At 70.4% G+C, this 20474-nt stretch carries 21 protein-coding genes and 1 pseudogene; 16 read left to right on the top strand and 6 right to left on the bottom strand.

Annotation, left to right across the window (positions count from 1 at the left end):
- Positions 1–24: 24 nt before the first annotated feature.
- Positions 25–432, bottom strand: coding sequence for a DnaJ family domain-containing protein (locus tag ACWEPG_RS01715; protein ID WP_450111785.1), 408 nt, complete (start codon positions 430–432; stop codon positions 25–27).
- 27 nt (positions 433–459) lie between these two features.
- Positions 460–1020, bottom strand: a complete 561-nt coding sequence (locus tag ACWEPG_RS01710; protein ID WP_450111786.1) for a helix-turn-helix domain-containing protein — start codon at positions 1018–1020, stop codon at positions 460–462.
- 66 nt (positions 1021–1086) lie between these two features.
- On the opposite strand from ACWEPG_RS01710, the gene ACWEPG_RS01705 reads away from it, so the two are divergent.
- Entirely contained in the window at positions 1087–1803 is a 717-nt protein-coding gene (locus tag ACWEPG_RS01705) for an AzlC family ABC transporter permease (protein WP_452593733.1), read from the top strand.
- Positions 1800–2123: an AzlD domain-containing protein gene (locus ACWEPG_RS01700; RefSeq protein WP_452593732.1), complete on the top strand. Its 324-nt coding sequence runs from the start codon at positions 1800–1802 to the stop codon at positions 2121–2123. Before ACWEPG_RS01705 ends, ACWEPG_RS01700 begins: the two co-directional genes overlap by 4 nt.
- An 84-nt stretch (positions 2124–2207) precedes the next feature.
- On the opposite strand, the gene ACWEPG_RS01695 is transcribed toward ACWEPG_RS01700, so the two are convergent.
- Positions 2208–2642: a nuclear transport factor 2 family protein gene (locus ACWEPG_RS01695; RefSeq protein ID WP_452593731.1), complete on the bottom strand. Its 435-nt coding sequence runs from the start codon at positions 2640–2642 to the stop codon at positions 2208–2210.
- Between the two features lie 150 nt (positions 2643–2792).
- On the opposite strand from ACWEPG_RS01695, the gene ACWEPG_RS01690 reads away from it, so the two are divergent.
- The 9 genes from ACWEPG_RS01690 to ACWEPG_RS01650 all read left to right on the top strand — a co-directional run bounded on the left by ACWEPG_RS01690 (position 2793) and on the right by ACWEPG_RS01650 (position 11666).
- On the top strand, positions 2793–4301 hold the full coding sequence (locus ACWEPG_RS01690) for an MFS transporter (RefSeq protein ID WP_450111790.1): 1509 nt from the start codon (positions 2793–2795) through the stop codon (positions 4299–4301).
- A 91-nt stretch (positions 4302–4392) separates the two neighbouring features.
- A complete protein-coding gene (locus ACWEPG_RS01685) occupies positions 4393–5559 on the top strand; it encodes an acyl-CoA dehydrogenase family protein (RefSeq protein ID WP_450111791.1) in 1167 nt (388 codons plus the stop codon).
- Entirely contained in the window at positions 5556–6500 is a 945-nt protein-coding gene (locus ACWEPG_RS01680; protein ID WP_452593730.1) for a bifunctional MaoC family dehydratase N-terminal/OB-fold nucleic acid binding domain-containing protein, read from the top strand. Before ACWEPG_RS01685 ends, ACWEPG_RS01680 begins: the two co-directional genes overlap by 4 nt.
- Positions 6500–7609: an acyl-CoA dehydrogenase family protein gene (locus tag ACWEPG_RS01675; protein ID WP_452593729.1), complete on the top strand. Its 1110-nt coding sequence runs from the start codon at positions 6500–6502 to the stop codon at positions 7607–7609. Before ACWEPG_RS01680 ends, ACWEPG_RS01675 begins: the two co-directional genes overlap by 1 nt.
- Entirely contained in the window at positions 7606–8049 is a 444-nt protein-coding gene (locus ACWEPG_RS01670; protein ID WP_450111794.1) for a MaoC family dehydratase, read from the top strand. Before ACWEPG_RS01675 ends, ACWEPG_RS01670 begins: the two co-directional genes overlap by 4 nt.
- Positions 8049–9227: a lipid-transfer protein gene (locus tag ACWEPG_RS01665; protein WP_452593728.1), complete on the top strand. Its 1179-nt coding sequence runs from the start codon at positions 8049–8051 to the stop codon at positions 9225–9227. Before ACWEPG_RS01670 ends, ACWEPG_RS01665 begins: the two co-directional genes overlap by 1 nt.
- 41 nt (positions 9228–9268) lie before the next feature.
- Entirely contained in the window at positions 9269–10072 is an 804-nt protein-coding gene (locus tag ACWEPG_RS01660; RefSeq protein WP_450111796.1) for a MaoC/PaaZ C-terminal domain-containing protein, read from the top strand.
- Between the two features lie 3 nt (positions 10073–10075).
- Positions 10076–10879: an SDR family oxidoreductase gene (locus ACWEPG_RS01655; RefSeq protein ID WP_450111797.1), complete on the top strand. Its 804-nt coding sequence runs from the start codon at positions 10076–10078 to the stop codon at positions 10877–10879.
- Between the two features lie 25 nt (positions 10880–10904).
- The gene (locus ACWEPG_RS01650; protein ID WP_452593727.1) at positions 10905–11666 is read left to right on the top strand and encodes an SDR family NAD(P)-dependent oxidoreductase; all 762 of its coding nucleotides are present in this window, start codon (positions 10905–10907) and stop codon (positions 11664–11666) included.
- Positions 11667–12046: 380 nt separating this feature from the next.
- Here the strand turns inward: ACWEPG_RS01650 and ACWEPG_RS01645 are convergent, their stop codons facing one another.
- Positions 12047–13723, bottom strand: a complete 1677-nt coding sequence (locus ACWEPG_RS01645) for an alkaline phosphatase D family protein (protein ID WP_450111798.1) — start codon at positions 13721–13723, stop codon at positions 12047–12049.
- Positions 13724–13875: 152 nt separating this feature from the next.
- Here ACWEPG_RS01645 and ACWEPG_RS01640 point away from each other — a divergent pair, with 152 nt between their 5' ends.
- The gene (locus ACWEPG_RS01640) at positions 13876–14586 is read left to right on the top strand and encodes a phosphatase PAP2 family protein (protein ID WP_450111799.1); all 711 of its coding nucleotides are present in this window, start codon (positions 13876–13878) and stop codon (positions 14584–14586) included.
- A gap of 2 nt (positions 14587–14588) precedes the next feature.
- Here the strand turns inward: ACWEPG_RS01640 and ACWEPG_RS01635 are convergent.
- A pseudogene (locus ACWEPG_RS01635) lies at positions 14589–14999 on the bottom strand (very short patch repair endonuclease); the annotation flags it as partial.
- A gap of 204 nt (positions 15000–15203) precedes the next feature.
- Here ACWEPG_RS01635 and ACWEPG_RS01630 point away from each other — a divergent pair.
- Entirely contained in the window at positions 15204–16457 is a 1254-nt protein-coding gene (locus ACWEPG_RS01630; protein WP_450111800.1) for an Nramp family divalent metal transporter, read from the top strand.
- Positions 16458–16536: 79 nt separating this feature from the next.
- On the opposite strand, the gene ACWEPG_RS01625 is transcribed toward ACWEPG_RS01630, so the two are convergent.
- Positions 16537–18102 (bottom strand): MFS transporter, encoded by a 1566-nt coding sequence (locus ACWEPG_RS01625; RefSeq protein ID WP_450111801.1) that lies wholly within the window; start codon positions 18100–18102, stop codon positions 16537–16539.
- Between the two features lie 93 nt (positions 18103–18195).
- On the opposite strand from ACWEPG_RS01625, the gene ACWEPG_RS01620 reads away from it, so the two are divergent.
- From ACWEPG_RS01620 to ACWEPG_RS01610, 3 genes are all read left to right on the top strand, one after another.
- The gene (locus ACWEPG_RS01620) at positions 18196–18819 is read left to right on the top strand and encodes a TetR family transcriptional regulator (RefSeq protein ID WP_450111802.1); all 624 of its coding nucleotides are present in this window, start codon (positions 18196–18198) and stop codon (positions 18817–18819) included.
- A gap of 185 nt (positions 18820–19004) precedes the next feature.
- Entirely contained in the window at positions 19005–19658 is a 654-nt protein-coding gene (locus tag ACWEPG_RS01615; protein ID WP_450111803.1) for a serine protease, read from the top strand.
- Between the two features lie 6 nt (positions 19659–19664).
- Positions 19665–20423, top strand: coding sequence for a DUF6319 family protein (locus tag ACWEPG_RS01610; RefSeq protein WP_450111804.1), 759 nt, complete (start codon positions 19665–19667; stop codon positions 20421–20423).
- The last annotated feature ends 51 nt before the right edge of the window (positions 20424–20474 follow it).

Here is a 20474-nt window from a genome sequence, read left to right as displayed (position 1 = left end):
GACATTACGGAACCGCGGGTGGGGTCAGCGGCCGGGACGGTGGCCGCGCCAGGTGGCGACCGCCCGGTCGGCGTCGACCTTGTGGACCGGCACGACCGGGACGCTCGGTGCGCGCAGGTAGTCGGCGATGCGACGGTTCAGATCGGCGACCGCCTCGCGCACGGCCTGCTCGGTGGGCAGGTCGGCGACGACGTCGGACAGCCGTTCGACCTCGCGGCGCAACTGCAGTGAGGGCGGAAGCAGCGCCTCGGTGGACAGGCCCTCCGCCGCGAGTTTGCGCTTGACCCACCACAATTCGTCGGAGTCGTCGATTGGGGGCAGCGGCTTTCCCGCGCCGGCGAGGTTGTCGAACTCGCCGCGCTCCTGGGCCAGCCGGATCTGACGCTCGACCCACGACTCGAACGGGACGTTCCAGGGCTTGCGCTCGGTCATGTCCCCATTGTCCGCGCGGCCCGGCTGTCAGGTGTGTTCGGAGACGAGGACCGCGCGGGTGCCGGGCTCGAGGGCCTGGAAGACGTGCGCGACGTCGCCGGGGTAGGCGATGTAGTCACCGGGGCCGAGTTCGACCGGGTCGTCGCGCAGGCCGACCAGCGCGCGGCCGGCGCTGACCAGGACGTGCTCGACCGTGCCGGGCAGGTGCGGCTCGGACTCGCGGGCGGGGCCGGGCTCCACGTCGAGGCGGTAGATGTCGCGACGCGCGTTGGGTGGGCACGATGCGACAAGAGTGACCTGGTAGTCGGTGCGCTCGGAGTACAACACCGGACCCTCGTCCGCCCGGATCACCTGCACCCGGGGTCGCGGCGGATCGATCAACTGCGCGAACTGGATGTCGAGCGCGACGCTCAGCGCCCACAGCGTCTCCACGCTGGGGTTTCCGGCACCGGCTTCCAGCTGCGACAGCGTCGACTTTGCGATGCCCGCACGCTTCGCCACCTCGGTCAGGGACAGGCCCGCGCGGTCGCGCTCCCGACGCAGGGAGGCCGCGATGACGTCCAGGGGCGCCTTGCTGTCCGATGCCATGTGTTCACTGTATCGGCGGAGTTGTTCGATTTGACGAACGGACACTCTGTGTTCACTATAAAGATCATGCGTTCGATCTGGCGAACACTGGACGGGGGGCTGCGGCGGGACATCGCACTGGTGTCCTTGGCCGACGGCCTCGTCGGCGTCTCCTACGGCGCGATCGCCGTCGGTCTCGGCTTCGCGCCCTGGGTCCCGGTCCTGATGTCGGTGGTCGTGCTCGCCGGTGCGTCCGAGTTCCTGTTCGTGGGCATCGTCGCCGCCGGTGGCAGCCTGGCCGCCGCGCTCGCCGGCGGGCTGCTGGTCAACGCCCGGCACCTGCCGTTCGGCCTCGCCGTCGGCGACGTCGCCGGCCGCGGGTGGCGACGGGTCCTCGGCGCGCACCTGCTCAACGACGAGAGCACGGTGTTCGCCCTCGGGCAGGCCGAGCCGCGTCGCAGACGCGCCGCCTACTGGCTGTGCGCGATCGGGATCGGGATCTGCTGGCCCCTCGGAGCCCTGATCGGTGCGACCGCAGGCACCTTCATCCACGACATCGACGCCTTCGGTCTCGACGCCATGTTCCCGACCGTGCTCCTCGCCCTGGTCTTCCCGGCGCTGCGGGACCGGGCGACCGCACTGGTCGCGCTTCTCGGGGCCGTCATCGCCGTCGCCGCCACCCCCTTCCTGCCGGCCGGGATTCCGGTGCTGCTGGCGCTCGCGGCCCTTGTCGGCCTGGTCTGGCTCAAACCCGGCAGGGTGGCCGAGACGAACCCGGAACCGGAAGCGGCGGTGGCCTCGTGACCTCGCCCCTGTTGCTGGTGGCGACGGTCCTGGTGCTCGGCGCGGGGACCTTCGCATTCCGGTTCGCCGGACCGCTGCTGCGCGCGCGGGGCATCTTCCCGGACAGACTCGAGGCGGTGCTGGCGGTCGGTGCGGTCGTCCTGCTCGTCGCGGTCGCGGCGACCCAGGCGCTGGTCGAGGACGGCGGCCCGGCGGGCATCGCGCGGCCCGCGGGAGTGCTCGTCGGGGGAGTCCTGGCATGGCGGAAGGCGCCGTTCGTCGTCGCTGTCCTCGCCGCCGCCGCCACCGCCGCGATCCTGCGACTGTTCGGCCTCCCCTGACCGTTCCGCGAAAGTTCCCAAATGTCACATCGGCTCACTTGGCGATACCCACTGTGACATTTGGGAACCATGAACGGAGGGCGATCAGGTACCGGGGACGGTGACGGTGCGGTCCTCGGCGAAGTCGACGACCAGTTCCCGGCGTGCGATCAGCCAGCTGTTGTCCACCCGTCGGTAGTCGTCCCGGTAGCGGATGGCGATCACGTTGTCCCGCATCCCATCCCGGCCCCGGTACAGGTGATGCGCCTGGCAGTACACCCGCCCGACCGCGGTGTTCCCGTCCACGTCGACCACCGACTGGTGCACGGCGTGATGCGTGGCGTGCAGATGTGCGGTGCCGTCCAGCACGACCGCGACGATCGCGTCGCCGCCGACCGTGACGATCTCCCCGGCGCCGCGCGTCAGGGCGGGGGGCTGCACGAACTCGGCGTCCGCGGTGAACAGGGCGGCCAGGGCGGTGGCGTCGCGGTCGTCCACCGCGACCGCGTATCGGCCGGCAAGGTCCGACGGATCAGTCATGGCACGAGTATGCGGGCACCGGCCCGGCTCGGGGTTTCGGCACCCGCTGGGTGGAACGGGGGGTGTTCCGGCGGGACCGCATGTCATAGTGTCCAAAGCTAAATAGCGCTTTGTTGAACAGATAGCTGAATAGGTCGTTCGGGAGGTTTCGTGCCGTTGCCAGTGCGCGCTGCGTCCGTCCGTGTCGTGGTGCTCGCCCTGGCGTCCTGCGGCATCGTGGTCTCGCTCATGCAGACCATCGTGATGCCGCTGCTCCCCGAGTTCCCGCGGTTGCTGAACACCACGCCCGGCGGCGCGGCCTGGCTGGTCACCGCCAACCTCATCGCCGGCGCGGTCTGCGCACCGGTCCTCGGTCGTCTCGGTGACATGTACGGCAAGCGCAGGCTGCTGCTCGTCGCGTTGGCGGTGATGGTCGCCGGCAGCCTCCTCGGTGCGGTGTCCGACGCCTTCGCCGTCGTGCTCGCCGCCCGCGCGCTGCAGGGCGCCGCGATGGGCGTGGTGCCGCTCGGCATCAGCATCATGCGCGACGAACTCCCCGAGGAGCGGGTGGCGAGCGGGATCGCGCTGATGAGTTCGACCCTCGGCGCAGGCGGCGCGATCGGACTGCCCCTCACCGGTGTGGTCGCCGAGCACTTCAGCTGGCACTGGCTGTTCGGCGGGGCGGCGGCGTTCGGACTGCTCGGGATGCTCGGAATCTGGCGGCTCGTCCCGGAATCCGAGGTCCGTTCCGGCGGGAAGTTCGACCTCGTCGGCGCGCTCGGGCTGTCCGCGGCGCTGGTGTGCCTGCTGCTGGCGATCACCCAGGGCAACGGCTGGGGCTGGACCAGCGTCCCGGTCCTCGGCCTGTTCGCGGCCGCGACGGTGCTGTTCGCGGCGTGGGGCGTCTACGAGTTGCGGCTCGCCCCACCCGGTCGGGCCGACGTGGTCCGGCAACCGCTGGTGGACCTCCGGGTCTCCGCACGCCGCCAGGTGTTGCTGACGAACACCGCCTCCGTCCTCGTCGGATTCGCGATGTTCACCTCGTTCATGGTCAGCGCACAGATCTTCCAGGCGCCGACCGAGACCGGCTACGGCTACGGGATGTCGTTGACGCTCAGCGGCCTCGCGTTGCTGCCGGGGGGTCTGATGATGATCGCGTTCTCCCCGGTGACCGCGTACCTGTCCGACACCAAGGGGCCGCGGATCACCTTCCTGATCGGCACCGCGATCCTGATGCTCGCGAACCTCGCCCGCGCGGTCATCCCGCACCAGCTCGTCATCGTGATCGCCGCGACGGCGGTGACCTCGGTCGGCGCAGCTCTCGCCTACGGCGCGATCCCGGCGATGATCATGCGCGCGGTCCCGGTCACGGAGACCGCGGCGGCGAACAGCCTCAACGCACTCGCCCGTTCGCTCGGCACCTCCACCTGCAGCGCCGTGGTCGCGGCGGTCACCACCGCGTCGGTGATGCACGTCGCGGGGGTGGAGTTCGCGACGGCGGGAGCTTACGCGGTGGTGTTCGGGATCGGTGCGGGCGCGGCCCTGCTCGCGGTCGTCATCGGCGTGTTCATCCCGCGCGACCGCATGGGCAGCGCCGAAACCCCCGAGTCCCCGAGGTCGGAGCCCGGCGACCTACCGCTCAGTGAGACCGCGCAGGACCGGCTCCGCATCTCTCCGTAGCGTCCGAAGTTCGCACGGACGCGAGCGTCCATTCGAGTGCGTACGCGAGCGTCCATTCGAGTGCGGGCGCGCGAGGAATGGGAGAGCAACGATGGAGTTGAGGGAGTCGGCGGCGCAGCAGGAGCTGCGACGGGAGCTGCGCGCGTACTTCGCGAGCCTGTTGCCGGAGGAGAAGCGGCGCAAGGCCGGCGAGCAGGGCGTGGGCGGTGAGTACTTCCGCGAGGTCGTGAGCCTGCTCGGCAAGGACGGCTGGCTCGGGATCGGCTGGCCGACCGAGTACGGCGGACAGGGCCGCTCCATCGAGGAACAGTTCGTGTTCTTCGACGAGGTGCAGCGGGCCGGACTGCCGTTCCCCTTCGTCACCGTGAACACCGTCGGCCCCACGCTGATGAAGTACGGCACCGAGGAGCAGAAGGCCCGGTTCCTGCCCGGCATCCTCTCCGGCGACATCGTCTTCGCGATCGGCTACACCGAGCCGGAGGCAGGCACCGACCTCGCCTCGCTCAAGACCCGCGCCGTCCTCGACGGCGAGGAGTGGGTGGTCGACGGCAACAAGATCTTCACCTCGGGAGCGAACACCGCCGACTACGTGTGGCTCGCGTGCCGCACCGATCCGGAGGCGCCCAAGCACAGGGGCATCTCGATCCTGGTCGTCCCCACCGACGACCCCGGCTTCTCGTGGTCGCCGATCCCCACCGTCGGCGGTCTGATGGTCACTTCGACGTACTACAGCGGGATCCGGATTCCGCAGGAGAACGTGATCGGTGAGATCAACGGCGGCTGGCAGCTGATCGCCGCGCAGCTCAACCACGAGCGCATCGGCCTGGCCGCGATCGGCGGCCGCACCTACGGTCTGTGGCATCAGGTCCTGGCCTGGGCCAAGGAGAACGGCGCCATCGAGATCCCGTGGGTGCAGCAGGAATTTGCGCGTACCCACGCGAAGCTCGAGGCGATGCGGCTGCTGAACTGGAAGATGACGGCGGCCGTCGCGGCGGACACGCTGTCCGGCGCGGACGCCGGTGCCACCAAGGCGTACGGCACCGAGACCCACATCGACGTCTACCGCACCCTCCTCGGCATCCTGGGCGCGGCAGGCCGCATCCGCCCCGAGTCCCCGGGTGCGCTGCTGGCCGGTCAGATCGAGCAGATCTCCCGGCAGGGCATGGTCAACACGTTCGGTGGCGGCGTCAACGAGGTCCTGCGCGACATGGTCGCGACGATGGGCCTCGGCCTGGTGCGGGAGAAGAGGGTCAAGTGAGCGAATTCCTCGCCACACTCAAGGCATTCGAGGGGCAGACCCTCACCCCGAAGACGTGGGGACCGGACGCGGTCAACACCCCGATGATCCGGCACTGGGTCGAGACGATGGGCGACACCAACCCCATCTACCTCGACGACGAGGCGGCCCGCGCCACCGGCCGCGAGGGCGCCGTCGCGCCCGCGCTGATGGCGCAGGTGTGGATCATGCGCACCTTCACCGACAAGATGGCGAACAACGATCCGTCCCAGGTGTGGACGGACCTGATCGCCACCCTCGACGACGCGGGCTTCTCCTCCGTCGTCGCCACCGACTCGGATTTCGAGTTCTTCACCGAACTGCGTCCCGGTGACCGGGTTTCGATCACCGAGGTGATCGAGTCGGTCTCGGAGGAGAAGGCGACCGGACTCGGCGTCGGGCACTTCGTCACGACGCTGAAGACCTACCGCAACTCCGACGACGAGACCGTCGCGACCCAGCGCTGGCGCACCCTGCGCTTCGCTCCCAAGCCGAAGCAGGAGAGCAAGCCGAAGGGGCTGCGCCCGCGTCCGGCGCTCAACGCCGACAACGCGTTCTGGTTCGCGGCCGCCAAGGAACACCGCCTGGTGATCCAGCGCTGCACCGCCTGCGGCACCCTGCGGCACCCCACCGGGCCGATGTGCGGTGCGTGCCAGTCGCTCGACTGGGACACCGTCGACGCCTCGGGCCGCGGCACCGTCTACAGCTTCGTCGTCAACCACCACCCGCAGATCCCCGGATTCGATTACCCGCTGATCGTGGCGACGATCGAACTCGAAGAGGGCACCCGTCTGATCGCGAACATGACCGGCATCGCGCCGGAGGACGTCGAGATCGACATGCCGGTGGAACTGGACTGGATCGACGCCGACCCGGATCTGACGCTGCCCGCGTTCCGGCCGGCCGCACGGGAGGACTCCTGATGGACTTCAACTACAGCGAAGAGCAGGAAGCGATTCGCACCCTCGCCGACGAGGTCTTCACCAGCAAGGCCGACATCGACCGGGTCAAGCAGGTCGAACTGAGCGACGAGCGCATCGACCGGGACCTGTGGCGCGAACTCGCGAACACGGGGCTGCTCGGCATCGCGCTGCCCGAGGACCTCGGCGGCGGCGGGCTCGGACTGGCCGAGCTCTACGTTCTGCTCGAGCGGCAGGGCAATTACGTCGCCCCGGTCCCGATCTGGCAGTCGGCGCTCGCGGCGCTCGCGGTCGCCGAGTTCGGGACCGACGCCCAGCGCGCACTGGTCCCCGGTGTCGCCGAGGGCAGCAGCTTCCTGACGATCGGTCTCGAGGAGTTCGGCCCGTACGTCGACCGCGACCCGGAGACCACCGCCACCGAGGCCGGTGGCCGGTGGATGCTGACCGGCGCGAAGGCCGTCGTCCCGATCACCCACGTCGCCGACCGCGCGATCGTCTCGGCGACCACGGAGACCGGTGCGGCACTGTTCGTCGTCGACCTTGCCGCCGCGGGCGTCTCGGTGGAGCAGACCCAGTCCACGAACTGGGAGATCTGCGGCAACGTCACCCTCGAGTCGGCCCCCGCGGAGCTGCTCGGCGCCGCCGACGGCACCACCGTGCGGTGGCTGCGTGATCGGGTCGAGCTCGCGCTCGCCGCGATCCAGATCGGCGTCGGCTCCGGTGCCGTGGCGCAGGCCGTGACCTACCTCAACGGCCGGCACCAGTTCGGGCGCCCGCTCGCCACGTTCCAGGCCGTGGGTCACCAGCTGGCCGACTGCTACATCGACCTCGAGGCGATGCGCGTGACCCTGTGGCAGGCCGCGCAGAACCTCGTCGACGGCATCGACCCCGGCACCGCCGTGCTGGTCGCGAAGTGGTGGGCCACCGACGGCGGCCAGCGCATCGTGCACCGCACCACGCACCTGCACGGCGGCATGGGTGTCGACACCGACTACCCGGTGCACCGGCACCTGCTGTGGGGCAAGCAGATCGGCGCCACCCTCGGCGGCTCGGCCTCCGACCTGGCCCGCCTCGGCGCCCAGCTCGCCGCCGGTGTCGAGGTGGTCGCATGACCGCCACCATCGAGCTGGCGGGCCGCGGCTACGACGACATCTCGGTCGGCGAGGCGCTGCCGGAACTGGCGATCCCGCTGACCCGCACCCTGATCGTCGCGACGGCGCTCGCGACCCGCGACTTCCAGGACGTGCACCACGACCCCGAACTGGCGCGTGAGCGCGGCTCGAAGGACGTGTTCATGAACATCCTCACCAGCAACGGGCTGGCCGGGCGGTTCGTGACGGACTGGGCCGGGCCGTTCGCGACGGTGCGCCGCGTCAAGATCCGCCTCGGCGCCCCGAACTACCCGGGCGACACGATGACGATGACCGGTGAGGTCGTGTCCAAGGAGAACGGCGTCGTCGAGGTGAAGGTCGTGGGCGCCAACAGCCTCGGCAACCACCTCTCCGGCACCGTCAGCGTGTCGTACCCCGCCAGCGAAGGGAAGGACGCCTGATGGCCGTCAGCCCGCTCTCCGGCGCCGCCGCGATCGTCGGCATCGGCGCCACCGAGTTCTCGAAGAAGTCCGGCCGTTCCGAGCTGCAGCTCGCGTGCGAGGCGGTCACCGCCGCGCTCGCCGACGCCGGCATCGACCCGTCCGAGGTCGACGGTCTGACCACCTTCACCATGGAGACCAACGGCGAGATCCTCGTCGCCCGCAACTGCGGGCTCGGGGAGCTCAAGTTCTTCTCCCGGATCGGCTACGGCGGCGGCGCGGCGTGCGCGTCGGTGCAGCAGGCGGCGATGGCCGTCGCGACCGGTGTCGCCGAGGTCGTGGTGGTCTACCGTGCGTTCAACGAACGCTCCGGTATGCGCTTCGGTGCGGGCCAGCACGACCGCCCGATGGATTCGACCGCGGACCGCGCAGCCTACGCATGGCTGACCCCGCAGGGATTGGCCACTCCCGCCCAGTGGGTCGCGATGTTCGCTCGGCGGTACATGCACCAGTACGGTGCCACGAGTGAGGATTTCGGTCGGGTTGCCGTCGTGGCGCGCAAGCACGCCGCGAACAACCCCGCCGCGTGGTTCTACGGCAAGCCCATCACGCTCGAGGACCACCAGAACTCCCGGTGGATCGCCGAGCCGCTGCACCTGCTCGACTGCTGCCAGGAGACCGACGGCGGCCAGGCCCTCGTCATCGTCTCGGCCGAGCGTGCCAGGGATCTGCGCAACAAGCCCGCGATCATCAAGGGTGCCGCGCAGGGGTCGGGCAAGGACCAGCACATGATGGCCAGCTACTACCGGCCCGACATCACCGGCATCCCGGAGATGGGTCTGGTCGGCCGTCAGCTCTACAGCCAGGCCGGTCTGACGCCGGAGGACATCAACGCGGCGATCCTCTACGACCACTTCACTCCGCTGGTGCTCCCGCAGCTCGAGGAACTCGGTTTCTGCCGTCCCGGCGAGGCCAAGGACTTCATCCGCGAGGGCAACCTGGAGATCGGTGGACGGCTGCCGAGCAACACGCACGGCGGTCAGGTCGGGGAGGCGTACCTGCACGGTGTCAACGGGATCGCCGAGGCGGTCCGGTTGCTGCGGGGCACCTCCACCAACCAGCCCGACGGCGTCGAGAACGTGCTCGTCACGGCGGGAACCGCGGTTCCCACGAGCGGCCTGATTCTCGGCGCCGCCTGACCCGGCAGTAGCCGACACAAGAAGCCCTGGAAGGACGAAGAATGACGGCAGTGGAGCAGAAGCCGGCCGGCGCCTGGAAGGGGGCCGACCTCGGCACCCGCACCGTGAGCTACACCGAACGCGACGCGATCCTCTACGCGCTCGCCGTGGGTGCGAAGGCCACCGACCTGGACCTCGTGATGGAGGACCGGCTGCGGGTGCTGCCGACGTTCGCGCTGACCCTCGCCCAGTGGGCGCCCGACGAACTCGGCTCGCGCGGTGCCTTCGACACCAAGACCGCACTGCACGGCTCGCAGGAACTGACGGTGCTCGCGCCGCTCCCGCGCTCCGGTGAGGTCACGCTGTCCGCGCGCGTCGGCGAGGTGTGGGACAAGGGTGCCGCCGCGGTGTTCGAGGTGGTCGTCGAGAGCGAGTACTTCGTCGCCACCTGGTCGCTGTTCGCGCCCGGCTACGGCGGATTCGGCGGCGAGCGTGGGCCGTCGAAGCCTGCCGGCCCGACCGGCGACCCCGCGGTCACGACGGAGCTGGTGACCGCCGAGAACCAGACGGCGCTGTACCGGTTGCTCGGGGACATGCACCACATCCACATCGACCCGGCCGCGGCCGCGGTGATCGGGCAGCCCCGCCCGATCATGCACGGGCTGTGCACGCTGGCTGCGAGCACGCTGCCCCTGGCCGGTGCGCTCGGAGCGCACCCGGCGGATCTGGTGCAGCTGTCGGGACGCTTCGCGGCCCCGGCCTTCCCGGGTGACCGGCTGCCGATCCGTGCATGGCGCGGCGAGACCGGCGTCGACTTCGAGGTCGGCGGCGCCATCACCGGTGCCCACGCCCGGTTCGGGGAGTAGGCGATGAGCAACGCAGCCGAGTTCCCGGGAAGGGACAACCCGGCCGACTTCACGGGCAAGGCCGTCCTGATCACCGGCGGCACCAAGGGCATCGGGCGCGTGGTCGCAGAGACGTTCCTCGCGGCCGGCGCGCAGGTGACGGTGTGTGCGCGCAGTGCACCGGAGGCCCCGATCGCGGTCGACGGCGTCGAGGCAGGCTTCCTGCCGGTCGACCTCCGCGACGCCGACGCCGCGAAGGCGATGGTTGACGCCGCCAACTCGGCGATGGGTCGGCTGGACGTGCTGATCAACAACGCCGGTGGCTCACCGGACGCGGACGCCGCGACCGTGTCTACCCGGTTCGTCGACAAGATCGTCGCACTGAACCTGCTGGCGCCCTTCTACGTTGCACAGGCCGCGAACGCGGTGATGCAGCAGCAGGAGACCGGCGGGGCGATCGTCAACATCGGGTCGGTGTCCGCGCACGACCCGCAGCCCGGCACCGCCGCCTACTCCGCGGCCAAGGCCGGCCTGCTGATGCTGACCAAGGCCCTCGCGCTGGAATGGGCGCCGAAGGTGCGCGTCAACCACATCACCACCGGACTGATCCGCACCGAGGCCGCGGCGTCGGTGTACGGGGAGGACGGCGGTGCCGCGGTCACCCGGACCCTGCCGATCGGCCGGATGGCGGTGCCCTCGGACATCGCCGGTGCCTGCCTGTTCCTCGGAGGTCCGCTGGCGGCGTACGTCAACGGCGCCGACCTGGCGGTGCACGGCGGCGGCGAGTACCCGGCCCGCTACCTCGCCACCCACCCCGAAATCAACTGACACACAGCCTGATCGGAGCATGAGCATGGGAATTCTCGACGGTAGGATCGCGATCGTCACCGGCGCGGGGCAAGGCATCGGCCGGGGCATCTCGCTGGCCCTGGCGAAGGAGGGTGCCGCGATCACTGTCGCCGGCCGCACCGAGTCGAAGCTGCACAAGACGGTCGCGGAGATCGAGGAGTTCGGCGGGCGGGCCATCCCGGTGCGCTGCGACGTCTCGGTCGCCGAGGACATCGAGGCGGCCGTCGCAAGCACTGTCGAGCAGTTCGGCGGCGTCGACATCATGGTCAACAACGCCAACGACTCCAAGCCCGGTCCGCTGCTCGACGTCGTGGACGAGCACTTCGAGCGTGCGTTCGCGTCCGGTCCGATGGCCACCCTGCGGTTCATGCGGGCGTGCCACCCGCACATGGTCGCCCGCGGCGGCGGCTCGATCGTCAACCTGGTGACGTCGGCGGCGGTGCGCTGGGACGCCAGCAACTACGGCGTCTACGGCTCGATCAAGGAGGGTACGCGGGTGCTCACCCGCGCCGCCGCCGCCGAGTGGGGCAAGGACGGGATCCGCGTGAACAACGTTGCCCCGCATGCAGTGACGCCCGCGCTCGAGTGGTGGATGGACAAGAACCCGGAGGAGGCCGCGGAGTTCGTCGCGGGCATCCCGCTCGGCCGGGTGGGCGACCCGGAGTCCGACATCGGGCGCGCGGTGGTCTTCCTGTGCTCCGAGGACTCGCGGTACCTCACCGGCTCGACCATGCCCCTGGACGGCGGCCAGTCCCGCTGGGGCTAGTTCTCGAACGCCGACGCACACCCTCCGTGGCGTCGCGCGAAACCCCTGTGCACACCGGTCCTGACGGGTGCACAGGGGTTTTGTGCGTGTAGAGCCCGTGTGCGCGGGGCATGGACCCTGTGCACAGGGGTTTTCGCGGGCGGACGCACGGTGCGCGCGATGCCGGATGTGTTGTTGGTGCAGAACTCTTGTGCGCAGGGGTTTTCGCGGGCGGACGCACGGTGCGCGCGATGCCGGATGTGTTGTTGGTGCAGAACTCTTGTGCACAGGGGTTTTCGCGCGTGCACACAGGCTTCGTGCGTGCAAAGCCTGTGTGTGCGGAGCAATGACCCTGTGCACAAAGGTTTTCGCCGCACCCGCTCGGGGCCGTCACATTGCGGTCACGCCTCGTGGATCACCGACTCCCCGGACCCGACGCGCAGCGCCTTCGACGTCTCCACCCCGGCGTTCGGGTTCAGCTTGTCGACCGACCGGAACGCGAACCGCGCCTCGCCGGCGTCGACCTCGAGAATCCCGTAGCCGTGGCCGACCATGTCGGCGTGCCGGAGGTGCGGGTTCTTCGCCAGCCGGCTCGCCTCCTCGGCGCGCGCCCCGGCCGGGTCGGCGGCGCTGCTGGTGTAGGCGCCGTCGCCGGTGTTGGACGACGTCACCGACGGGACGACGAACTCCACCCCCGCGCGGCGGGTGCCGGGCGCGTTGACCTGGGCTCCGCTCGGGGTCCCCGGCCCGAAGCCGGTGTCCCACAGTTCGCCCGCCCAGCCGTCGTGGTCGTCGCCGGTCACCAGTACCAGGTTGTCGACCGATTGTGCTGCGGTGGAAAGGATCTCGGCTCGCTCGGCTCCGTAGCCGTCCCACGTGTCCATGTAGGCGCGGGTCCCGTCGTCCGCCACCACCATGCCCATCATCATGTTGGGGTTGGCGATCACCTTCCAGCGAGCGTCCGACGTGGCCAGGCCGTCGAGCAGCCACTGCTTCTGCGCCGCGCCCAGCATGGTCCGTCCCGGCGCATCGGCCTCGGCGCAGACGATGTGGTCCAGCGAGTCGCCGCACGCCTGCCGGTCCCGGTACTGGCGGGTGTCGGGCGCGAACAGCTCCACGGTCCGGCCCACCCGCAGCGAGCGGTAGGTGCGGGTCGGGTCGCCCGCGAACCGGGGTACCGGCATGTGCTCGAACCAGGACTGCCAGGCCCACTGCTTCTTCTGCTGGAATCCGACCGCACCGTCGATCGGCGAGATCACCGGGAACGTCCACCCGTCCTTGCTGTAGTTGTTGCGGAACTCGTGGTCGTCCCAGAGCGGCACGAACGCGTGGTTGCTGTGCATCAGCCGCAGATCTGCGTCCGTGCGGTACTGGCGGTACTTGTCCCGCATGGCGTCGATCGTCTGCGGGAACGCGTTGGTGGCCACGCCGCGCACGCCCGGCTTGGTGAACTCGTACACGTAGTCGCCGAGGCACACGACGAAGTCGAGGTCCTCCGCGGCGAGGTGGCGGTGCGCGGCGTAGTAGCCCTCCTCGAACCCCTGGCACGTGAACCAGCCGATGCGGACCGGCTCGTTGGAGTCGGCGGGCCGCAGCGTCCGGAACCGTCCGACGGGCGACTCGCCCCCGGTTCCCCGGAACTGGTAGTAGTACGTTTCCCCCGGAGCGAGGCCGCTGACGTCGAAATGCACTGTGCCGTCGGCGTCGCCCTGCACCTGGACCCGCTCGGCGAGCACCGGGGCGGACAGGTCCTCGCGGGTGGAGACGACCAACGCCAGTTCTCCGCCTGCCGCGCTGCTCCCGGCGCTGCCGGTCCCGATGCTGCCGGTCCCGATGCTGCCGGTGCCTGCGCTGTCGGTGCCGACCCGTGTCCACAGGGTCGCGCCGTCGGTGCGGGGCACCCCGGCCATGACGCCGTTGCCGAACTCCGGGTTGCGGATCAGGCCGGGGCCTGCGTCCGGTGCCTGGCGAAGGACAGGGGTGGCGCCGGCGGCTGCGGGCAGCAGTGCCGCGCCTCCGAGTGCGGACAGGCCGGCCAGGAAGGCGCGGCGGGAGACGTTGGCGGGGGAAAGGGCCACAAGCCACCTCGTGATGCGTGGGGACGAAGGTTCCTGACGACCCTAGGCACTGGACGTTCGTCCAGTGACGTTTTCCGGGTGTTCACCCGCCGAGGGTTGCGCCGCGGTCCGCTCTCAGTTTCCTACCAGTTTCGCCGAGTACATTCCGCCGGGTGCGTACCCGTTTCCTTCCCCGGCACTGGCCTCTCGGATTGGCCGCCCTGATCGTCGCTGCCGGCATTCTCGCCGTGTTCGGTCCGGCCGAGATGGCGACCAACCCGATCATCGGGTGGTCCACCTCCCTGTACCGGGACGTCGACACGATGACCGCGTCCTGGCCCGCCGGGGCCGGTACAGTCAGCGACCTCGTCGCGGAGGCGGGGCTGTTCGCACTGGCCGGCATGCTCGCGCTGGCGCTGTGGTGGGGACGCGGCGACACGCGAACCCTCGCGGTCGGATTGGCGGCCGGGGCGGGAGCGGCCGGCTCGGCGCTCGCGACCCTCGCGGTGAAATCGGTGGTCACCGAGGAGCGCCCCTGCACCGCCATCCCCGGTGTCCACGCGCTGTCCGAGTGTCCGCCGCTCGGAGACTGGTCGTTCCCCAGTAATCACTCCGGCATCTCCGCGGCGTTGGCGACGGCAGTGGTCCTTGCCGCGTACGCCGCTCGCCGCGTCTGGCTCGGCGTTGTCGCCGCCCTCACCGCCCTGGTGGTGGGGGCGTCGCGGGTGGTCAGTGGTGTGCACTACCCGCACGATGTCGCCGCGGGCCTGGTGTTCGGCTCGTGCATCGCGCTGGCCTTCGCCGTGGCGCTGACCCCGGTCGCGGCCGCGGCCGTCCGTCGGGTCGGGCTCGGCTCTGAACGGCGGGAGCCCGCGCACTCCTGACGCGCGCGCAGCGCGGCCTCCACCGCGTCGGCACCGGCGACAGGGTCCTCGTGCTCCCACACCCTCACCACCGCCCAGCCCGCCGCCGCGAGCCGGGCATCGGTGTCCCGGTCCCGGGCGACGTTCCCGTCCAGCTTGTCCGCCCACCACTGCGCGTTGTTCTTCGGCGCGGTCGCGTGCACCGGGCAGCGGTGCCAGAAGCAACCGTCCACGAACACCGCGACCTTCGCGGTCGGGAACACCAGGTCGGCCCGGCGCCGCACGCCCGGCAGCGGCGCCCGGTCCACCCGGTACCGGCGACCGCGGCGGTGCAGTTCCCGCCGCAGCGCCATCTCCGGCACCGTGTCGCGGCGGCGTTGCGCACTCATCCGGTCCCGGGTGGACACCGAATCGGGCGCCGGTCGGGAGGTCATGACGTCATTGTCGCGCGTGGGCGCCCGCGCCGGCAGCACCGGAAGATCGCCTTCTCGCGGTGGTCGCGAGGGCGCGCGGAGATGCAATTGCGCCCGTAGGATCCGCCCTGCCACAGCGAGTCGGGACGGCAAAGTTCGGACACCCAAACTTTTTGATATGGTTTCGCAAATAGTGGTGTTGACGTGGACGGGAGACCAGTCAAGGTGAGTGTGCGCACGCTCGAGTCGAACACCCCTCCGACGCGGAGGTGGAGGAGCCTCGGCCGCCTGATCGTGCTGGCCGGCCCCGCGTTCGTCGCCGCAATCGCCTACGTCGACCCGGGCAATGTCGCGGCCAACCTCACCGCCGGCGCCAAGTACGGCTACCTGCTGGTCTGGGTCCTGGTGATGGCCAACGCGATGGCCGTGCTCGTGCAGTACCTGTCCGCGAAACTCGGGCTCGTCACCGGCCGGTCGCTGCCCGAACTGCTCGGCGACCGCCTGCGTCCGAGCCGGCGCAAGGCGTTCTGGTTGCAGGCCGAACTCGCCGCCGTCGCCACCGACCTCGCCGAGGTGATCGGTGGTGCGATCGCGCTGAATCTGCTGTTCGGATTGCCGCTCTGGCTCGGAGGTCTGATCACCGGCGCGGTGTCGATGGCCATCCTCTCCACCCAGGCGCGTGGGCAGCGGACCTTCGAGTTCGTCGTGATGGGCCTGCTCGCGATCATCACCCTCGGCTTCGTCAGCGGTCTCGCCTTCACCGACGTCTCGTCGCGGGACGCCCTCGGCGGTCTGGTCCCGCGGTTCGAGGGCGCCGAGACGGTGCTGCTCGCGGCGAGCATGCTCGGGGCGACCGTGATGCCGCACGCGATCTACGTGCACTCCGCACTGGCCCGGGACCGGCACGGCCGTGGAATCCGGCCCGGCCTGCTGCCGCGCCTGATCAAGGCCACCAAGCTCGACGTCGGGGCGGCGCTCGCCGTCGCAGGCACCGTCAACATCGCCATGCTGCTGCTCGCCGCGTCCGCGCTGCGGGGGGTCGAGGGCACCGACACCATCGAGGGGGCGCACGCCGCCATCTCCTCGGCGCTCGGTCCTGCGGTGGCGGTGGTGTTCGCGATCGGGTTGCTCGCCTCCGGGTTGGCGTCCACCTCGGTCGGGTGCGCCGCCGGTGCCGAGATCATGGCCGGCCTGCTGCACTTCCGGATCCCGATGCTGCTGCGCCGGATTCTGGTGCTGATTCCGGCGCTGGTCATCCTCGCGAGCGGCGCCGACCCGACCATGTCGCTGGTGATCAGCCAGGTGGTGCTGAGCTTCTGCATCCCGTTCGCGCTGATCCCGCTGGTCCGGATGACATCCGAGCCCGAGCTGATGGGTGAGCACGTCAACCGTCGAGCCACCACGATCGCGGCGTGGGCGGCCACCGCGGTGATCGTCGCGCTGAACGTCGCCCTGCTCGTGCTCACCGTCGCCGGCTAGCGTCCCGCGCGCCGTGCCGCCTTCCGCATGAACGGAATCGTTCAGTCGAGTAGATCGAATGAACGGATGGTTCAGTCGGTCAGTCCTTCTCGGAGCCGACCAGTTCCGTGTCTTCTTCCAGCCGCGCCGACTTCGTGCGGATCCGCCCCGGCGCGATCATGCCGACCGCGACGGCCGCGACGATCAGGATCGCGCCGAGCACGTGGGCCGCGTCGGCCATCCCGTCCATGAAGACGGACCGGGCGAAGGAAGCGAGTTGATCGCCCTGCGGTCCGGCCATCTTCGCGACTTCGAGCGCGGCGGCGAGGGACGAGCCGACCGGCTCCTTCGCCGCCTCCGGCACGGCCTCCACGGCGGGTGCGATGCCCTGGCTGTAGCTGGCAGCGAGCAGGCTGCCCGCCAGGGCGATCCCGATGGCGGCGCCGACCTCGCGGGTGGTGTCGTTGACGGCGGACGCGACTCCCTGCTTGTCGTCCGGGGTGTTGTCGATGATGGCGTGGGTGGCGGGGGCGGTGCACAGTCCGAGACCGAACGCGTAGATCATCAGGGCGGCGACACTGGCCCAGTAGCCGCTGTCGGCCTCGACCGTCGAGAAGGCGAGCATCCCGGCACCGGTCAGCGCGAGGCCGATCACGCTCAGCCAACGCAGGCCGATCCGGGGCAGCAACCACGGGATCACGGCCGACACCGCCATCACGGGCACCGCAATCGGCGCCAACGCGAGTCCGGACATCAACGGGCTGTATCCGAGAACCAGTTGCATGTACTGCACGATCAGGAAGAACAGCGCGAACGACGCGAGGTACTGCAACGTCATCGACAGGGATCCGGCGCTGAACCCGCGGTTGCCGAACAGGCGCACGTCGAGTAGGGGTTCGGCGCGGCGCAGTTCGACCACCGTGAAGGCCACCGCGCACAGCCCGCCGACCACCAGCGCACACAGCGGCAGCGGGTCGCTCCACCCGCGCATCGGGCCCTCGAGCATGCCGAGCACGAAGCCGCCGACCGCGCCGATGGACAGCAGGGCACCGGGCAGGTCCATGGGCGGTGGGTTCTCGGCCCGGGATCCCGTGATCGTCCATGTGGCGGCGAACAGCGCGACCGCGCCCACGGAGAACCCCACGAAGATCGACTGCCACGGCCAGTGTTCGAGCATCAGCCCCGAGACCACCATGCCCGCGACCCCGCCCGACGCCGCGGTCCCCGCCCAGATCGCGACGCCCCGGGCACGGTGTTCGGGCGGGAAGGTGGCGGTGAGCAACGACAGCGTCGCCGGCATCACGAGGGCGGCGCCGACGCCCGCGACGGCGCGGAACGCGATGAGCCAGGTCGGGGAGTCGAGCCAGATCGGGCCGACGGATGCGGCCGCGACGATCGCGAGCCCGGCCAGGAGCACCCCGCGTCGACCGTAGCGGTCGCCCAGCGCGCCTGCGGGCAGCAGCAGCGCCGCGAGAACGAGGGTGTAGCTGTCGACGATCCAGGTCAGTTCGCTCTGGGTCGCGCCGGTCTCGAGTGCGATCGCAGGGAGCGCCGAGTTGAGTGCGGCCATCGCGGCGATGACCAGGGCCACTCCCGCACACACCACCGTCAGGGTCCAGATCTCACGGCCTGACATGCCGGTGCCGGACCTGGTGCGTGCATTCATGTGGCCTCCCCACCGCCAAACAAGACTGCCAGTATCGTTTGTGGGACGGTGGTTTCACAACCTCTCCGGTGACGGTCGTGAATTGGAGGTGCCGTGGACGCTGACAACCCCGGGCGGGAGGATCCGCGCAAGGCGCGCTCACGGGCACGACTGCTCGACGCGGCGACCGCCCTGCTCGCCCGCGGCGGCATCGAGGCCGTCACGATCGACGCCGTGACCGGCGCCGCGCGCGTCGCCCGCGCGACGCTGTACCGGCACTTCGACAGCGGCACCGAGCTGCTGGCGGCGGCGTTCGCGCGGCTGCTGCCGCCCGCATCGGTGGTCCCCGACGACCTGGGGCTGCGGGAGCAACTGATCGTGCTGCTGACCGAGCAGGACCGGTTGATCGACGAGGCCCCCGCCCAGCTGACCGCCATGTGCTGGCTCGGGATGGGGCCCGGACTCGGGGACTCCGACGGCGACGCCGACCGCCCCGAACTGCGCTCGCTGCGGCGTCGCATCGTCGAGCAGTATCGGGAGCCCTTCGACCGGGTGTTCGCCGGCGCGGAGGGCCGGGAGCTGCTCGGCCGGGACGACCACGCGATCGCCCTCGCGCAGCTGCTCGGTCCGCTGGTGTTCGCCCGGCTCGGGGCGCTGCCCCCGCTCGACGCGCGGGCCCGCGAGCGAATCGTCGACGACTTCCTCGCCGCCCGCCGCGCCAACCGGGCCACGGGGTAGGGCTGCCACCGCTCTCGTTGCGGGTGCCTCGTCGCCGGTTCCCTCGGTGGTGAGGCGATGTGTATTCGAATTGGCGCGTTCGACTGCGGGGCCCTTGAGGGTGCGCGGATACTGGAATCCGAGCTCGTCTTCCCACGGACCGGGCGTGAGGCCCGGTGCCGGAGAATCTCCCGGAGGGTCGGACGATGGCCAAGAAGATTGCATTCGTGTTCGCGGTGGTCGCGGCGATGTTCGGATATCTCGGGGTCGGTGCGTCGGCCGCGGCCTCTCCGGTGGTGCTCGGGGGCGGGTCGGGGATCATCGTCGGCGACGAGGCGCTCTGCACGCTGACGGCGATCGGGCACGACGGTGGGAACCGGCTGGTCGGGATCACGGCCGGCCACTGCGGTGAGCCCGGCTATTCGATCGTGTCCGAGGCGAGACAGGACGCCGGCACGGTCGGTCAGATCGTCGGTAAGAACAGAGGCCTCGACTACGCGGTGATCCAGTTCGATCCGGCCAAGGTGGTGCCCGTCAACAGGGTCGGCGGGGTGACCATCAACGCGGTGGGATCGCCGGCGGCGTTCCCCGACGTGGTGTGCAAGCAGGGGCTCAGAACCGGGAACACCTGCGGGATCGTGTGGGGCGACCTGCTGCAGAGCAACGAGACGTGGACCCAGATGTGTGTGATCGAGGGTGACTCGGGAAGCCCGGTGGTGCGCGGTACTACATTGGTCGGCATGGTGAACGCCTACGTGGGGGTCGCATGTCTCGGCCCCGAACTCGGAACCGACATCGACATAATCATGGCGGACCTGAACGCGCACGGCGGTGTCGGCGCGGGCTTCAGGCCCATCTGATCGCAGATGCCCCCTCGCGCACGACTCGGTGACCGCCTCACCGAGCAGGATCTGATCGACCTGGCCGCCGCACTTTCCGCGGGCAAACGGGCCACCGTGTACCTCAACGAAGCGACCCCGAGCCTCGGCCTGCCCGCCGGATGCTCGGCGAAGGTGGTGTCGGTGGACGGCACCACCGTGCTGATTCGTCCGAAGGGTGTGAACGACGAACTCCCCTTCGAGGCAGACGAATTGCGGTTGACCCGCAATCCGGCGCAGCCCGCTGCGAAGCCGAAACCCAAGCCGGCCCCCGCGGCACCCCGCACCCGCTCCGCGTCGGCCCGGTCCGCGCTGGAGCGTTCGGCCGCCTCGGCCCCGCCGGCGAAGAAGGCCCCGGCTGCGCCGAAGTCCGATGCCCCGACAACCACACCGAAGGCTGCCGTGACCGCACCGAAAACCGATGTCCCGCCGACCACTCCACCGGCCCCGGCGCCGAAGCGTCCCCGCCGCACGAAGGAACCGTCCGGCATCAGCGTGACCCTGCACGGCGAAGCCGGCGGGGAGTGGACCGTCACCGTCACCCACGGCGCCAAGCGGCCCGGTAAGGCCGCCCCGGTCGCTGCCGACGCCGCCGAGCGGGCCGTTCGCGAACTCGGCGATCCGGCCGCGCAGGAAGCGGTCGCATCGGTGATCTCGGCTGCGCGGGAGGCCGCCGCCCAGCGGGTCGAGGAGCTGAGCCGACAGCTCGAGGAGGCTCGCACCGCCCTGGAATCGCTGGGCGCGTAGCCCGGCACCCATCCTCTGCGGTTCCCGAATGGCCCATTGGTTCGCACTGAC

The organism is Rhodococcus sp. NPDC004095 (assembly GCF_053604015.1).
Note: the sequence above shows the minus strand (reverse complement) of the source record. Positions and strands in the feature narration are given on the sequence as shown.

Bases quoted from the DNA above. Each gene is read 5' to 3' on its own strand.
- ACWEPG_RS01670 (WP_450111794.1), top strand. From the start codon at position 7,606: ATGACCGCCACCATCGAGCTGGCGGGCCGCGGCTACGACGACATCTCG.
- ACWEPG_RS01685 (WP_450111791.1), top strand. From the start codon at position 4,393: ATGGAGTTGAGGGAGTCGGCGGCGCAGCAGGAGCTGCGACGGGAGCTG.
- ACWEPG_RS01710 (WP_450111786.1), bottom strand. From the start codon at position 1,020: ATGGCATCGGACAGCAAGGCGCCCCTGGACGTCATCGCGGCCTCCCTG.
- ACWEPG_RS01675 (WP_452593729.1), top strand. From the start codon at position 6,500: ATGGACTTCAACTACAGCGAAGAGCAGGAAGCGATTCGCACCCTCGCC.
- ACWEPG_RS01665 (WP_452593728.1), top strand. From the start codon at position 8,049: ATGGCCGTCAGCCCGCTCTCCGGCGCCGCCGCGATCGTCGGCATCGGC.
- ACWEPG_RS01695 (WP_452593731.1), bottom strand. From the start codon at position 2,642: ATGACTGATCCGTCGGACCTTGCCGGCCGATACGCGGTCGCGGTGGAC.
- ACWEPG_RS01715 (WP_450111785.1), bottom strand. From the start codon at position 432: ATGACCGAGCGCAAGCCCTGGAACGTCCCGTTCGAGTCGTGGGTCGAG.
- ACWEPG_RS01705 (WP_452593733.1), top strand. From the start codon at position 1,087: ATGCGTTCGATCTGGCGAACACTGGACGGGGGGCTGCGGCGGGACATC.
- ACWEPG_RS01610 (WP_450111804.1), top strand. From the start codon at position 19,665: ATGCCCCCTCGCGCACGACTCGGTGACCGCCTCACCGAGCAGGATCTG.
- ACWEPG_RS01615 (WP_450111803.1), top strand. From the start codon at position 19,005: ATGGCCAAGAAGATTGCATTCGTGTTCGCGGTGGTCGCGGCGATGTTC.
- ACWEPG_RS01625 (WP_450111801.1), bottom strand. From the start codon at position 18,102: ATGAATGCACGCACCAGGTCCGGCACCGGCATGTCAGGCCGTGAGATC.
- ACWEPG_RS01655 (WP_450111797.1), top strand. From the start codon at position 10,076: ATGAGCAACGCAGCCGAGTTCCCGGGAAGGGACAACCCGGCCGACTTC.
- ACWEPG_RS01660 (WP_450111796.1), top strand. From the start codon at position 9,269: ATGACGGCAGTGGAGCAGAAGCCGGCCGGCGCCTGGAAGGGGGCCGAC.
- ACWEPG_RS01650 (WP_452593727.1), top strand. From the start codon at position 10,905: ATGGGAATTCTCGACGGTAGGATCGCGATCGTCACCGGCGCGGGGCAA.